The following is a 16,065-nucleotide window of genomic DNA, read 5'->3' on the forward strand; positions in this document are numbered from 1 at the left end:
TCTCCCTGCCCAGGAGACATAAGCTGAAGGCTGTATAAGCAGCCCTTCAGCTTTTCTTTTTTATCTAGTATCAATATGGTAATTGTTTGTAAAAGCTGTAGAATCGTTCGTTTAGGTACTGGTTTAAACACTTTTCAATTAAGAAATTAATGCCTACTTTTTAAGTTTGGTTCACAAGACAAGGTGACATATTAGTTAGCATGCTGCATTTTAGGACTTTTCGCATACTCTTATTACTTTTGGTTCTTTTACCAAAGGTCAGTTTTGCAGATCTGTTCACCGCCACTCATTTATATCAGCAACAAAAGTATGCTGGTGCCTATGACGAATTTTACAAACTTGCCGAGATAGGTAATGGTGATGCCATTTACAACTTGGCTGTGATGTCACTATACGGACAAGGGACTAAAAAAAACCTCTCCTTAGCGTACGCTTTTTTCACGATTGCTGCTGAATATGGTATACCAGAATCGATAAAAACCGCGCAGGCAATAGCCGCACAGCATGCAGATAGACAAGCCCTTGAGCAAGTGCTTGTACAGACACGAAAGCAATTTGGGTATCGATACCTTAGTCAGAAGTATACGCCAGACTTTACCAATTTTGAGTCGACTAAAGATCCCATTGATAAAGTATTTGAAAAACTGCCAACTTACCCAGAGCAAGCAGTTAGACAAGGTTTAGAAGGATGGGTGTGGCTTGAATTCGATATCGACGCCGTAGGCACGGTCAAAAATATCAAAGTCATTGATAGCCACCCAAAAAATATTTTTACCAGTGCACTTATCAATGCGGTAAGCATTTGGCGATACAAAACAAGCGACGCCAAACAAAACCACTCTTTGGTATATCACTTTACCACCTACAAAGGAAAGGAATATCAAAGAACCCTTGGGTTTCAGCAAAAAGACTATCGAAACGAAATAAAAAGACACATAGATGCGGCAGAACAAGGTAACGCGCAAGTACAATACTATGTAGCAAACTGGCTGAGCTCAGATAAATATAATGCCAGTCAATTACTCAGATACCATTGGCGAAATGAAACAAGCCACTTAACAATGTTATTGGCTGCCGCCAAAAACAATTACCCGGTTGCACAGTACAAATTAGCAATCGAACTGTTGTCACACTCCCCTTCCAAGCACCAGTTAAGTGTCGCGATAAACTGGTTACAACAGAGCGCAAAAACGTTTGCTCCGGCCCAATATAAATTGGCAACAATATACGCGGACCAAACAAACACGCTATTTGCGCCACATCAAGCGACCTATTGGTATAAACAAGCTTCTGCAAAAGACACAAGAGCTCATAAAGCGCTGGCCTTACACTTATATCACTATTCCCCCTCATCCGCAGAAATCCCACTGTGGCTTACTCAAGCGTTAGAACAGGATGAAAATGATCCTGAGCTTTTGTTACTTAAAGCTAAATTAATCAAAGAACAAAACCCAAGCAAAGCCACCAGCATTGCCAAATCCGCTTTAGAACAGGCTACCAGACGTAATTGGAGCACACAGGCCATCAACGCATTTTTAAACCCCAAAATACCCTAGCTTTATTTTGAGCCTACATTAACGTACTGGCGCCAGTACTTCCGCATCCACACAGACGCGTCCTTCTCGGGTGTTTTCATTGCAAAAATCGTTATCTAAAAATGGGGAAATAACACTCTGCTTAATGTTCTCAAAGCTCGGATAAGTGTGTGACAGCAATCGTTTATCACGCTCCACTACATTGTGATAGCGCACGACAACGTGCGATCCTCTTGATTATTTGAGGTGGGAAAGGTGTAAATTGCCAATGTAATTAACAACCCCTTTTTAATTTTTCAATTGATTCGGTCGTTCAACAAAAAGATCTGAGGAATATGGCGTATTAGCTTGTCAACCAGTTATCGTATAACGTCCTTCAGGCAATACAACAGTGAAAAGCTCACCTTTTGCGCTGCAAATTTTTACCAATGTGGCTTTAATAAACCCCACCTCACCAGTTTGGTAATTTAAGTAATGTATTTGATAGTCAGTAAATTGCGCACTGCCAGTAATTTTGCCCCATACCATGCCTTCATTTTCGCGTTTGCTTAGAGCAAATTCGTCATCAAGATTGAGCGTTACACACCCTGTTACTGAAAATATACCAGCAAATACACCACTTTTGAGTCGCTGCGTTATATTCAATACGCCTTTTGCAACGACTGAGCTGACACTTTACGACAAATTTATGCCGTTGTGCTTCTAAGCCCGTTAGTTTTCTTCAAATTTGTGTAAAACGATGTCCATTTCTAAGTTTTCGACACGATTTAAAATGATTTGCTGCCCATCTTCCGTCGCACTGAGACCCAGCTTCACGTTCATGTCATACAAATGCAGCCCGACATCGGCAACAAATTCATTTTGCTGCAAAAAGCTGTTGAAATTGTATAACGCCAATTGGTGGCCTTGTTTAATCACATAATAAATGCCATTTTTATGTACCGCTGGACGGTAAAGGTCAATGGATCTTGAAAGCTGCTCTAGGCTCACTTGCCCTTCTAAAACATCAAATAAGTAGTGCTTTAGTGAGGTCTTAAAGCCTTCAAAACTCACGTTTTTTTTCAATAACGGTAACGTACTAGAAAACGTATTGTCCAGTAAGTAATTACTCGCTGTGCCCACCTCATAACGCCAAAATTGCGGTACGCCAGAATCCATTGTCTGATAATAAATAGACTGCTCACCATCGGACCAATATATATTGTGCAAACTGGCGTTTTGCTTGACAACCGCCACAGGTTTTTTAGCAAACACGTTCACAATAAACAGAGTGTTGTCCTCACTGAGCAAGGCCAGATACTCTCCATCAGAGGAAAATAACAAAAATTTGGGTTTATCGGATTTAGGCATTTTAGTGAGCAAATTAGGGCTCGCTTTGAGGCTATGTTTAAGCCAAATTTCAACATGATCTATTTGCGGATCCATTCGAGGTACTTCAGAAACATAGGCCAATTGCATCCCATCTGGCGATATGCTTGCTAGGGTGTCGACCCTTGCATTGGAAGACACCGCTTGAAACCCTTTTTTGTGCCGATTGAATAAATATAAATTTACCTCAGCAGTCCCCTCTGTATGGGCTAGGTATCCAGTTTGTCTTTCGATAGCCACTTCTGTAATCGTGCCATAAGGTTTGTATATGGATGATGCGACACTTGCAGCTGGATACAATAACAGCTCACTCCCGATACTCACCACCTCATTTTGCGTTAATCCAAAGTAGGCAGTATTTGTTGAACCAATATCGATGGGCTCTAGCGCTTGGCTATCCAAACTCATGGCGGTTTTAAAAACTCGGTCATGGTCATCAACAAACAATACGCGACCATTGAGTGCGTCAAAATGCTTTACGCCATTGAGACTGTGTAATTCTTTGGTGGTAAAAGTGCCTTCAGGATCCGACTGCACAGCATATCGAATTAACGCCTTTTCACCGGCTAAGGCTCTGTTTACAAGCAAATTTCCCTCTGATTGCCACATTATTTTGGCTGGTTCTTGCGCGCCATCACATTCCATGAGGTGAACTTCTTTGTTCAACCGCCATAGTTCAATGGCATTACCCACAGATAAGGCTTTTACATCGCAACTAAACGGCCCAACCCGATAATAAAGTAGCCAGTTACCATCCGCAGACCATGTAGGAAGCTGTTCACTATATCCTGAAGATTTTACAGTATGTGCCGTCTGAGTTTGCAAGTCATACACCGCAAGATCAAAATGACTGTTACCAGATACAATCTGGCTATAAGCCAAATATCTCCCATTGGGGGAAAAGCTCAGTTGCACTTCGGCACCAGGCGCAGAGGTGATTCTTGAGATATAGTCGATTTTTCGTACTGGCTTAACTCCCCCCCAGTCCCAAACCATGATTAACGCAAGACAAAATCCGACAGCAATACCGCCAGCCATCCAGTGTAAAGGAATATTTTGAACTGGTGCCTGAGCCCGGTCTAATAAATTGGGGGCTTGTGAAATCGCCGCAATACATTGATAGCCAACCTTGGGCACTGTTTTAATAAATTGCGGTTTTTTAGATGTGTCGCCTAATGTTTTACGCAGTTGAACAATTAACTGACTTACGGAGTTATCACTCACCACCAAATTAGGCCAAATCTGATCAATAATGTCATCTCGAGTCACAGGCTCAGGGGCCTTTTGCATGAGCAACCTTAATAAGGCTAATTGCTTGTGCTCAATAGGTAACCACTCTTTGGCAACTTTCACACGCATTTTTTTTGCATCAACTAACACGTCATTTAATAAAAAGCGCTCAAACTGCATTGATTGATCCAACAAAAATTGCCACCTATTATTCAGAAAGTCACAAAAGAGACATCTATTCCCTTCTCATCATACTATGTTATGCTATTTGAAAAAATATTTTACCTATACGTAACCTAACGTCCGCTTGTTCTTGCGTTTAAAACATAAGTTCAAAAAGTGTCACGATAAGTTAACCACGTTATTGCAGGAGTCAGAAATCATGATTTTTAGCCGTTGCTCTCGCCAATTTCTGACTATCAGTACGTTAATCTATCCGATTGCATTTACGACCTTTGCAGCAAGCAACACAGAGCCACTCTCATCTAAAGAAGATTCAGCTCCTTCCCCCACAAAAGACCCGCTTATTCATATTCAAATTAGGGGATTTCATGACAGCGTTGTCAAATCTCTCAATAATAAACGTTATAGTCAACAAATAAGCGATAGTATTAGTGCGCAAGAAATCGGAAAGTTTCCTGATAAAAATGTGGCGGAAGCACTACAGAGGATCACGGGAATCTCTCTCTCTCGTGTACAAGGAGAAGGAGAAAGAATTGGTGTGCGAGGTACGACACCAGAACAAAACCGAACCTATTTGAATGGACAATACCTTGCATCCGCTGACTGGTGGATATCTTCGTTACCAAGTCGTGGATTTAACTTTACATTATTACCCGCTGACATTGTCTCAAGTTTAGAGGTATATAAAACCCCACAAGCCAATCAAGACGAAGGCTCTTTAGGGGGAGCCATCAATATAAAAACCGTTGACCCTTTGTTCGCCGAGTCAGGCAGAGGCTCTGTCACAGCACAAGTCCAATACAATGATTTATCTAATCAATATGACCCACAATTTTCCGCGGTGTATAGCTGGAAGAATCCATCTCAAGATTTCGCTTTTTTGGTCACGTTAAATCATTTACAACGTTCGCTAAGACGAGATGGACTGGAATCTTGGGGCTGGCATGAGCGTCACTTTGACCTCACCTCAGACGGTCAATTAGAAACCACCAACAATCCCGATGCGACTTATATGAATGTATGGACGCCCGGTGGGGGCGGCTCTGCGGTATTCATCCAAGATAGAATATTGACGAGCCTGACTTCTAGCCTAACTTATCAAATAGATCATAACTGGGCGCTTAGAGCACACCTCCTTCACTCAGAACTAAGCGCTGATAACAGTAATCAAAATTTTTTATGGCAACCCGGTAAAACGCTCGATGCGCAGGGCTTAGTCTCGTCGTACGAAATCCGTGACAATACCCTCGTATATGGTGAATTAAGCCAAGCTAAATCGAAATCTTTTAATACCAGTATGGAAGCGATTTGGCGAGAAGCACATATTCAAACTCAAGGCTTTCACTTAGATTTAGGATACACAGGGCCCTGGTGGGAAGCGCAGTATCAAGTAGGTTATACGATAGGTCAAGGCGGTACCGACGAAGATAATACCGCACAATTTTCGGCAAACACTGTCTATTCATATGACACTCGTTTGCCAAAAAACATACAAACACAGTACGCACTTTCGCCTCTTCAAGCCGATAAATGGTTTATCACTGAAGCGAGAAGTGACAGCCAAGATGGAAAAGATACCGCCTATTTCATACAAAAGGATTTTTCTCGACACCTTGCGACACCAGGATTGGAGAAAATAAGCTTTGGAGGCAAATACAAACGACATAAGCGTAATTTCATTAGAATGCGCTCTGTGTTGGGTGGTCTAAACGGTTTAGCGGCTCAACTCGGTACCAGCCTAGCAGATTACCCAGCTCCTTTTGTCGACGGCTACTTGGACGGTATTGGCAATGAACAAACTTTAAAACTCTATAGTTTTGCAGACATTGCAGCCCTCGAACACGATTTCTCAACTCTAAATTTCACACAAGAAGAAGAAAAAAATAGCCGCTTCTTTATCGAAGAGGAAACGCTAGCCGGTTATTCAATGCTCACATTAAGTGGTAAAAATTATAATGCGAATATTGGTTTGAGGCTGGTGAAAACGTGGCAACAAGCGCAAGCATACGAACGTGTTGCCACGTTGCCTGACGCTGGACCCGACTACAAATGGAAAACAAATACCAAAAGTTACACAGACCTTTTACCCAGTGTGAATTTACAAATTGACTTAACAGATACGGTTATAAGCCGCTTTGCAGTAGCAAGAGTCATGTCCCGAGCTCAGTTTCATCACTTAATGCCGTCTACAAACTATAATGTCACACAAGCGCAAGGCCAAGGGGGAAACCCAAATCTAGACCCATATCGTGCAACGCAGTATGATTTCAGTTTAGAGTGGTACTTTGCAGAGGCCGCGCTTGCCTCAGTCGCGATTTTCAACAAAGATGTCGAGTCCTTTATTGAATTCCAGCGTCAACTGGAACGCCATGAAGGTATTTTTATGTCGATCGACAGGCCCATAAACGGCAATGGCGGTACAATTCGAGGAGTAGAACTCAGTTATCAGCAAGCCATTGCCTATGGCTTCGGTGTGATTGCTAACTACACCTATGTTGATGGCAGCCGAACTTCTCAACTCAGTGGCCTCAAAGATTGGATCCCTGGCACATCAAAACATAGCGCGAACCTAACCGCCTACTATGAAAATAATCAACTCAGTGTCCGCTTGGCTTACAACTATCGGACCGAATTTGCCACGGGAGTTGGTGAGACAAAAATGGATGATTACGGTCAATTGGACGGCAACATAACTTATTCATTGAACGAGAACTTTGACTTGATATTTGAGTTTTTAAATCTCGGCGACGAAACCATTTATACCTATGACAGGAATGAAGACGCACCTACCGCAGTGTACAGAAATGGGAGACGCTTTTATTTAGGTGCTCAATACCGATTTGATACTAAATAAAGGACAATCGTCACATGAACTCGATAAAATCAGTAACTCGATAATCATACAATATTGACGAAGAAACCAAAACTTATGTCACTCATTATGGTTGTTGCTATTTTAAAACAAGTATGTACCTGTAAATATATGATATTTGGCTATAAATAATAAAAATCACACGAGTAAAACATTTAATAAAACCGCCTTTATAAGAATAAACAACTCCCCGCTCTTGGCGTATATACACACCAATTTGGCTAAAAAGTCATTATTCATCGTATTTTATTCAACGAGCACGCCACTAATCGCATACCTTATACACTTTATCGCAAACACTGGTTTTCTAATCTTCCCTACGTAAAATGTGCTAAATTTTATGAGCCAGTAAGACAACTTGGCTCAGTTTCTTTTTCAAGGTTAGTACAATGAAGTTGATCAAAACGACGCTTGCACTTGCAGTTGCTTTAACAAGCACAAGTAGCATTGCCAGTAATGCAAACACCATTACTCTCGAAGACATCCCAAAAATTCAAAAAGTTGTCAGCTCAGCAGTAAGCCCTGATGGTGAGTCTGTGGCATTTACACGTTCAGTCCCGCGTGAATTGTACGTAGATCAGAACGGTAAGAACTTTACTGAACTTCATCTTGTAGACGATGAAGGCGTTGAACGCCCTTACATCACAGGTAAAGTAAATATTCGTAATATTTCATGGTCTGCTGATGGTCGTTATATCTACTTCCTAACGAAAAAGAAAACCGATAAGTTCACCTCTCTTTACCGAATCGCGGTGAACGGCGGTGAAGCACAAAACGTCCTGTCTCTCGCAGGCACTTCCATTTCCGCATACCGTTTAAGCCCAAATGGAAAACAGGTTGCAATACTTGCAATGCCAGCAAAAGATGCGTCTGAAAAAGAACTTAAAAAGCTGGGTTTTATGGCTGAAGTTTATGAGTTAGGCTTGAAGAACAAACAACTTCATATTGTTGATTTAACGCCTAGCGAAAAAGCACTTAAGCCGGCTGCCGTAAACATAGACGGCTATGTCAGTGATGTAAACTGGTCAAGCGATGCGACTAAGTTGCTAGTTAAAACACAGCCAACCGCATTGATTGATGATCAATACATGAAGTCGCAATGGCACATTATGGATGCCAAGACTCACCAAGTAACCACCTCTTTTGAAACTGAAGGTAAGTTAGGTGAAGCTGAGTTTTCTCAAGACGGAAAATACATTGCAATTTTAGGTGCCGAAGATAAACACGACCCAGCAAAAGGGCGACTTTATTTGGCAAAAGCAGAAACCGGTGAAGTTGAAGAATGGATCCCGAACTTCATGGGCCATATTGGTGACTTTGAGTGGTCACATCGCAAAAATACGTTGAACTTTGTTGGCCATGTTGGCGCAGAGAGCTTCGTAGGTCAAATCAAAGTGGGTGCTAATAAGTACAAAAAACTCATTAAAGAAGGCAAGCTCATTGCGGGCAAGCTTTCAGTATCGGACTCGGACAAAACAATTGCATTGACCGCAAATACAGCCAAGCATCCAAATGAAGTGTATATGCTTAGATCGAAACGCCCTACTCGTTTATCAAACTCAAATGAGTGGTTAGACAGTAAACGATTCGCTAGGCAAGAAGCGCTTACCTTTAAAGCCCGTGACGGTGTTGAAATTGGCGGTGTACTCATTTACCCACTTGACTATCAAGAAGGTAAACGCTACCCACTTATCATGTCTGTACATGGTGGCCCCGAGTCGCATGATAAAAATGGCTGGTTAACCAGCTACTCAGATCCGGGTCAGATGGGTGCTGCGAGAGGGTATGCAGTTTTTTATCCTAATTACCGCGGTTCAACCGGTAAGGGGGTTGACTACTCAAAGCTAGGCCAAGGTGACTATGCGGGTAAAGAGTTCGATGACTTAGTCGACATGAAAGAGTACCTAGTAAATATTGGTTTAGTAGATACCAAGAAAGTAGGGATTACCGGTGGCTCATATGGTGGCTATGCCTCTGCTTGGGGCGCAACCAAATTAACTGAACATTTTGCTGCGAGCGTCATGTTTGTAGGTGTGACCAACCAACTGTCTAAGTTTGGCACAACGGATATTTCAAATGAAATGTTTTTAGTGCATGCTCGTTCATATCCATGGCAAAAGTGGCAGTGGTACCTTGAGCGAAGCCCTATTTATTGGGCAGGCCAATCTAAAACACCATTGCTTATCATGCACGGTAAAGATGATCCTCGAGTTCACCCAGCTCAATCAATGGAGCTATACCGTTATATGAAAGTCCAAGGTAAAGATGTCCGTTTGGTTTATTATCCAGGGGAAGGTCATGGTAATCGCAAAGTTGCTGCACAGTACGATTACAGTATTCGACTCATGCGCTGGATGGATAACTACCTAATTCACGGTAACAAAGACATGCCCGATTACAAAATTGATCATGCTGCAAATCTACAGGAAGTGAAAGCAGCACGTAAATAACCGCTTTCCATGTCAAAAGAGTAAAGCGACTAAGTCACTGGCTTTGTTGTTTTGCTCTTTTATTTTAAAAACTGCTCAAAAACAAGACTACCCAGCCGCTTTTAGTATTTTAAAATTCATTGACCCCGTCCATGCGCTTCAACGTTAGTGACCGTATTCAGCAACTGCAAAATACTTAAAACACGAACAGCCTCACTTTTGAGCTGTACCCATATTAAACTTAAAAAGCGCAAAAAGTAAACACCAAATTCACAATTAAATTACAGGATCGAAAAATACCTCTATCGGCTCTAAGCGGCCTTTCAGGTTCACTTCTGCGACTTTTTCTAACGATTTTAACTGAGATTGCTCAACACTTACTTTACTGACAAGCAGTGGGGTATTCAGTTCTTTGGTTTTGCTTTCAATTCTCGCTGCAACGTTGACCGTATCTCCTATTACGGTGTAATCCATACAACTTGAGCTCCCTACATTGCCTGCAATCGCATCTCCACTGTGCACGCCGATCCCTATCTCCAGCGCTGGCAGCCCTTCTTTTGTCAGTTCTATATTTAATTTTGCGAGCGTTTCGAGCATTTCTTTCGCTGCTTCAATGGCATTTTTAGCGCTGTTACCTTCATCCTGAGGTGTACCAAAAATAGCCATAATGGCATCACCAATAAATTTATCTATCATGCCGTCATACTTAAAAATGATGACACTCATCGCTGAGAAATAACGGTTTAATAACGTCGTAATCACCTCGGGATCATGCACCTCGCACAAACTCGTAAAGCGTCTTATATCAGCCATCAACACGGTGACATTGCGTCGCTCCCCTCCCGGTTCAATGTCCACTTTCCCTGTTTCTACAGCGCTCACTAATTTTTTAGGTAGATATCGAAGTAATCGCTCTCTGTGCCTCAACCGCGTATATGTGTTCGTAATATAACTAGAAATAGACCAAGCCAATAAGCCAGAGAACAAAATAATAATTTGCTCGTGCAACTCAATTGCACGCGCTGTACCGCTGTGTTCTAAAATCAGCGTGCCGGTTGCCAAACAGCATAGTGTTGAGTAATAGATAATTAATTTACCTTGTCTAAATGCACTCATCACATTAAAAAGAATGAGGGCACTCATCAGCATTAATTCAAACTCTGTATTGTGCATATCATGCAAAAAATGACCGATCTCTGACAGAAACTCCATCTCCAACGTGATAAGCAAAATGATTAAGTAGTCGAATAAAATCGAGACATACTTTAACCAAGGTTTATAGTTCTTCCCCTTCGCCCACATAGCCACGACACAACACCAAACAGCAGTCATTGCCATCGTGCCTAAATCAACAACAATCAATGTCCAGTCGATGCCACTATTGAGCAAACCAATAAATAACTCTAAAAGAAACAGAGACATTAACCCGTAAAAACGGATCCGATTAATATGCAGCTCCATCTCCATTTCACGTTGTTGATAGCAATCAGTCAGCAACGCGTCAAACGTCTCATCTATGTCCTTTAACCATTTCATTGTTCGTTGTTCACCGGTTTAATTTTGTGATTACGTATAGGCGCCCTATTTCACTTGACACGCAATACATGTAAATTTGACCTATAGAGTGTAGCCAAGCATTGTAAAGTTAACATAACAGCATTCTGTGTTTAGGGTGGGTTTATAGCAAATATAAGACAGGCTTGATGCGCAAAACAGAGCGGTGTGATTTACATAGCCGCAACGGTAGCAGTATGGCTTAAGCAGTAAACTTAGCCATACTGCGAACCCAAAAGACTAGGGTTGTTGATTGTTTGCTTGGTATTGAACGCCAAAACGATAGAGAGTTGACTCTAACTCGTTTAACCTTTGCGATATGTCATCTTTACCGCTGGTATAGTCTTCCCCATTTGCCAAGACGATGATGCCTGTTTTGGTATGATGATTATATGACATTTTCGCAAGGGTACCCGGATCTCCTCCGTTGTGACCGAAAAATGAGCCATCCCAATACCAAAACACACCTTGTTTATAGGGGATATTATACACTTCACTTTGAGCTGCAAGCATTTGCGCTACGCTGCTTTCATCCAAAATGCGAACCCCATCAAAGTGGCCTTTGTTTGCAATGGCGATAAGGAACTTGCTCAAATCGTGGCTGCTTATATTCAGGTCTCCATCGTAAAATGTTGCATAACTATATTCAGGAATCGCATGCCTAATGCCATTCTGGTCAATACTGTACTGCACCGCTTTGGGGTTATTTTCATCCAACTCAGTATGATACCAATGTGTATTGTGCATATTTAAAGGCGCAAAAATCTGCTGTTGCATATCTTGCGCTAAATCTAGCCCCGTCTTTTGCTCGACCGCATGCATAGCCAGTGCAGACCCGATATTTGAGTAGCCCATTACCCTGTTCGGCAAACCCTGCTCATCGTCATAATAGATGCCACTTCCCACATACCTTCCCCCAGGTTTAAAGTAATCAATGGCTAAAAACGTTTCGAGATCTTGCGTCACAGGCGTCTCGGCATCACACAGTGGAATACCAAAAGCACTTAACAACGGCAACCCCGTTTCGTGCACATAATAAGTACATAAAATCATATCACTGTCTTTGATGCCTGATGTATGCGTCACCAAGTTACGCAAGTTGATTTGATCTCCTAAGTTTTGCGGATTATTTGGATCAAAAGTTAAATTCATCATTACGACATTATCGTCAAGGCTCACGAGACCTTTCTCAACTTGCTGCATAATGGAGACTGCTGAAACAGCCTTGCTTATTGAACCCACATTATATGGCGTGTGTACAGTAGAGACGCGCGCGTTATCGATATCGGCAAAACCTACCGCGTGTTCATACACGATCTCCCCCTCAGATATAACAGCGACTGATAAACTGGGCAAACCGGTCTCTGTCAGCGCACGTCCAAGCTCGGCATCAAGTTTTGCTTTATCAAATTGATGTTTCGTTACTTGATGCTGAGATTGAATGACAAACTCTATTGGCGTATCCGTGTTAAGCTTATGATCGACACTCGCGTAAGCAGGCATCAATACGTCAGGTGTCACCCCTGTTTTTTCAAGGACCTCGCCCGACTTACTCTTATACACTTCATGGCTCAAACTAAGCTCCCAACCGCCAGGGAGTTCATGTGTCAAAGAGTCAGAGACACTGCCATTAGTTGCTTCACCAATCAGTTTACTTTGCGGTAGAGTTTTTAAAGCTTGGGCCAAGACCTCCGCGCCACTACCTGTGTTTTCACCAATTAACACATAAATGGGCTTTGTGTAGGTGTGTGAATCGCTGGGTGATACGGTGAGCTCAATTAACTGCCCTTGATGTGATTTGTTGATAATTTGTTTGGTTGCGAACGTATACGCTTGTTCCGTAAAGTAACCCGCAATCTTACGCGATATATCATCAAATCCACCGCCGTTATACCGGAGATCGATGATGAGACTCTGGGTTTCCTCAAGCGCTTCAAGTACTTTGTGCATCACTTTATCTGTATTTTCTAGATCTCTCTCAATTTTAGATACGATGTCATCATCGGAGTCATCTTCAACCATGTCATGAACCCGGTCGATTCGAATATAGCCAAGACTGTCAGAGATATTTCCATAAAATACTGCATTGCTGTTTTCGTAGGTGTGTAGTTTACCGTCTTGCATCAAATGCTTGAGCACAGTGAACTCTTTCTGTCGAATAGATGCGATGGCTTCGTCAACATTCTCACTATCAAGCAACAGTGCTTCTCTTAATAGCGTATCGATTTTATTGCCATCCGCGCTATTGTCAAAGTTGTCACTTAGACTCAAATGCCCATCGCCAAACTCGGTAAAGATATCATCCATGACGGTGAGGAATGCATCTTTTGACATTGAAGCGGTAATTTTTGGTTTGTTCTCTGTATACACTTGCTGCCAGTCAATGTCACGAACGGCAAAGAAAGCATAATATTCGTTGAGTGTGTGCCACACGTAGTCAAATATTTGTGGGTAATCCATTTGAGTGACTAATTGGCTTCCTTGGCAGTGCTCTGGCAGCGATTCTAGCTTGCTCAAAGTTAAATCAGACGATGCTGGACTTGCAAAAGTAAGCGTGTCGTTAGAATCGGATATAGACATGTACTTTAGCGCTTCGGATATGTCTTCCTTGCTCTGTACAGCAACCTTGATACAGGCTTTGCTATTAAAATGGTAGGTGGTAAGGCCGCTGTCAATGATAGACCAAATTTGCCCATGCCCAGATAAATTCCAATCACCCGCAAAATCAGATAACACTGCGGGTCTATCTTTATCATCCGGTTCAATGACCTTTATTTCATTGTCGTCACATCCTGTCAAAAACATCGCCGAAGCCAAAATACTTAACGTAAACCTATTCACATTTCTATCCTTATTGTTTTCAGAAACTGTGTCTATATTAGGAAACCATGGACCTCAATAATGTTTTTAAGTGAAGGTTTGCTGTGAGAACGCGTAATGGAATGTTGGCAGGAAATAACATTTGTTAAGTGATTAGAACGTGTCTCAGTATTTTCATAAGGCCTCAATTCGATTTCATGCTCTCCAGAAATGGCTCTCGGACCGACATACCGAGGAGAAACACAAAAAAACAAAAAATAAACTTTAAAAAAACATCTTTATTACATAAGATCCTTTCGGATTAAAAAGTACGCACTTTAGACAATTTTAAATGGAGGAAAATTATGTCTAAAAAGTTGAAACTTGCCGCCATTGGGGCATCCCTATTTAGTACCTTTTCTTTTGCCAACATCTACATTGGCAATGTAAAATTTCAAGATAATTACGTCATTCCAGACCCAACTGGTAAACCTTTCTTAATAGAGTACACTCTATTTGGCTCGCAGCCAGGCCACCCGCAAGGGTTTGTGGAATTTAACTTGAGTTTAAATGGTACACCTACAAGCCTGTCGTTAGGTAAAGATCCGGTTCAAATTAACTGTGGCACTAACGGGTGCGTGCCAGTCAATCGCAGTCGATTTTATAGAGTCTATGGCAGCTCAATGGATCATTTCACTCGTGACTACCTATCAAATTTATGTACGCCAACAAAGTTCCAAGTTATAGGGCGGTACAATGGTACTTCTTCACTCAGTCACAACGAGATAACGCTTGGCGGGAATGGAAAGCCTGACTGGTTTTTGAGCAGCGGGTTTATGACACCATCAAATATACCTATCGGTTATCCTGAAAGCATACGCATTAAATACACGGTAGAAAACTCAAACTGCAAAGAGTACCCCATATTGCCAGAAGTTGGCTTTTTCCTCGCGAATACCAACCAACAACCAATCCATTATTTCGGTTCGATACCAGCCTTGGGAGGTTCTGGCTCTCAACATGAAGTAAATATATCTCTGCAACATCTCAACTTACCAGTTGGTAAGTACCACATTATTTTACTGGCAGATGTGCATCGTAGCGTCGATGAAAAGGACGAAACCAATAACTTTGGTACCTTTGCTTTACATGTCTATGACCCTGCACAACAAGGCTCAAGTGTACATAACTCCGCTATCGACAAGCTAAATACACTTGATAATAAGCCCGTTTCAACAGCTTTTAGTAATCAATTTGATGCCGCTCGCTTTCATTCATCAAAATCGTCGATAGACGCGTTAAATGAAGTGACCGAAGACAGCATAAAATAACTGCAAATCTGCGCGCTTGGTGTTGTTCACGCAAGCGCGACCGCAAATATCACAAGCTCATAATCAACAACTTAATAAAATGCCTGTGAAAGTAAAAATAATTCAAAAAAATTCCATTGCGCTGTTATAAATCTAAATTTCCCTCGTTTTACTAACTGAACAACAAAAAACTCATCAACGAGGAACGAAGAATGAGAACTCTGCTAGCCCTTTGTTTTGGTTTATCGGCCGTATCTGTTGGTGCGCAAGCAGCACCACAAGAATGGCAAGGTTTCTTTAAAGGTCAATGTGAATTAGTCGCACCTGGATATGGCTCTTTATATAAATTTCCAATGTCTTTGGAAGTTGGCGCACCTGTTGAAAATAAAGCTGACTGGATCATTACTTATGGAGAAGGCGCAACCGCGCAACCCCGTAACTATACGTTAGTGACCCTAGACGAGAAAAAAGGACACTACGCAGTTGATGAAAATAATGGCATTGTGATTGACCAATACCTGTTTGAAAACAAGTTCGTTAGTCTTTTTGAAATTGGCTCAAGCAAGCTCAATGCAAGTTATGAATTACATGGTGATGGCTCTCTAGACGTCGAAATTATTACTTATACATTTGACACCATTCGTGAAGCGCAAGTAGGCCCTTATTTGGTCGCCAACTATGGCGGTAAACGTATCCAAAAGTGTCAATTATTCAAATGGTAATTCTAGCCGCTTGATAAAAGTATTTACATTGATACCGCCTACTCGGGAAGCAATGTAAAAAAC

10 protein-coding genes are annotated in these 16,065 nt (G+C 41.8%); 5 read left to right on the forward strand and 5 right to left on the reverse strand.

Annotation, left to right across the window (positions count from 1 at the left end):
* Window positions 1-200: 200 nt before the first annotated feature.
* The gene (locus L1286_RS20495; RefSeq protein ID WP_235408881.1) at window positions 201-1,556 is read left to right on the forward strand and encodes a TonB family protein; all 1,356 of its coding nucleotides are present in this window, start codon (window positions 201-203) and stop codon (window positions 1,554-1,556) included.
* An 18-nt stretch (window positions 1,557-1,574) separates the two neighbouring features.
* Here the strand turns inward: L1286_RS20495 and L1286_RS20500 are convergent, their stop codons facing one another.
* The 3 genes from L1286_RS20500 to L1286_RS20510 all read right to left on the reverse strand — a co-directional run bounded on the left by L1286_RS20500 (window position 1,575) and on the right by L1286_RS20510 (window position 4,328).
* Window positions 1,575-1,751 (reverse strand): hypothetical protein, encoded by a 177-nt coding sequence (locus L1286_RS20500; RefSeq protein WP_235408882.1) that lies wholly within the window; start codon window positions 1,749-1,751, stop codon window positions 1,575-1,577.
* A gap of 135 nt (window positions 1,752-1,886) precedes the next feature.
* Window positions 1,887-2,180: a hypothetical protein gene (locus L1286_RS20505; RefSeq protein WP_235408883.1), complete on the reverse strand. Its 294-nt coding sequence runs from the start codon at window positions 2,178-2,180 to the stop codon at window positions 1,887-1,889.
* A gap of 66 nt (window positions 2,181-2,246) precedes the next feature.
* Window positions 2,247-4,328, reverse strand: coding sequence for a winged helix-turn-helix domain-containing protein (locus tag L1286_RS20510; RefSeq protein WP_235408884.1), 2,082 nt, complete (start codon window positions 4,326-4,328; stop codon window positions 2,247-2,249).
* A 187-nt stretch (window positions 4,329-4,515) separates the two neighbouring features.
* Between L1286_RS20510 and L1286_RS20515 the strand changes: the two genes are divergently transcribed.
* Together L1286_RS20515 and L1286_RS20520 are read left to right on the forward strand one after the other, a co-directional pair.
* The gene (locus L1286_RS20515; RefSeq protein WP_235408885.1) at window positions 4,516-7,170 is read left to right on the forward strand and encodes a TonB-dependent receptor; all 2,655 of its coding nucleotides are present in this window, start codon (window positions 4,516-4,518) and stop codon (window positions 7,168-7,170) included.
* A 407-nt stretch (window positions 7,171-7,577) separates the two neighbouring features.
* On the forward strand, window positions 7,578-9,638 hold the full coding sequence (locus L1286_RS20520; protein ID WP_235408886.1) for an alpha/beta hydrolase family protein: 2,061 nt from the start codon (window positions 7,578-7,580) through the stop codon (window positions 9,636-9,638).
* Window positions 9,639-9,893: 255 nt separating this feature from the next.
* On the opposite strand, the gene L1286_RS20525 is transcribed toward L1286_RS20520, so the two are convergent.
* On the reverse strand, window positions 9,894-11,153 hold the full coding sequence (locus L1286_RS20525; protein ID WP_235408887.1) for an adenylate/guanylate cyclase domain-containing protein: 1,260 nt from the start codon (window positions 11,151-11,153) through the stop codon (window positions 9,894-9,896).
* Between the two features lie 258 nt (window positions 11,154-11,411).
* The gene (locus L1286_RS20530) at window positions 11,412-14,012 is read right to left on the reverse strand and encodes a serine hydrolase (protein WP_235408888.1); all 2,601 of its coding nucleotides are present in this window, start codon (window positions 14,010-14,012) and stop codon (window positions 11,412-11,414) included.
* 323 nt (window positions 14,013-14,335) lie between these two features.
* Here L1286_RS20530 and L1286_RS20535 point away from each other — a divergent pair, with 323 nt between their 5' ends.
* Both L1286_RS20535 and L1286_RS20540 read left to right on the forward strand, forming a co-directional pair.
* The gene (locus L1286_RS20535; RefSeq protein ID WP_235408889.1) at window positions 14,336-15,301 is read left to right on the forward strand and encodes a hypothetical protein; all 966 of its coding nucleotides are present in this window, start codon (window positions 14,336-14,338) and stop codon (window positions 15,299-15,301) included.
* 191 nt (window positions 15,302-15,492) lie between these two features.
* A complete protein-coding gene (locus L1286_RS20540) occupies window positions 15,493-16,002 on the forward strand; it encodes a hypothetical protein (RefSeq protein WP_235408890.1) in 510 nt (169 codons plus the stop codon).
* Window positions 16,003-16,065 lie beyond the last annotated feature (63 nt).

It is taken from the genome of Pseudoalteromonas sp. SMS1, assembly GCF_021530565.1.
Lineage (GTDB): Bacteria > Pseudomonadota > Gammaproteobacteria > Enterobacterales > Alteromonadaceae > Pseudoalteromonas.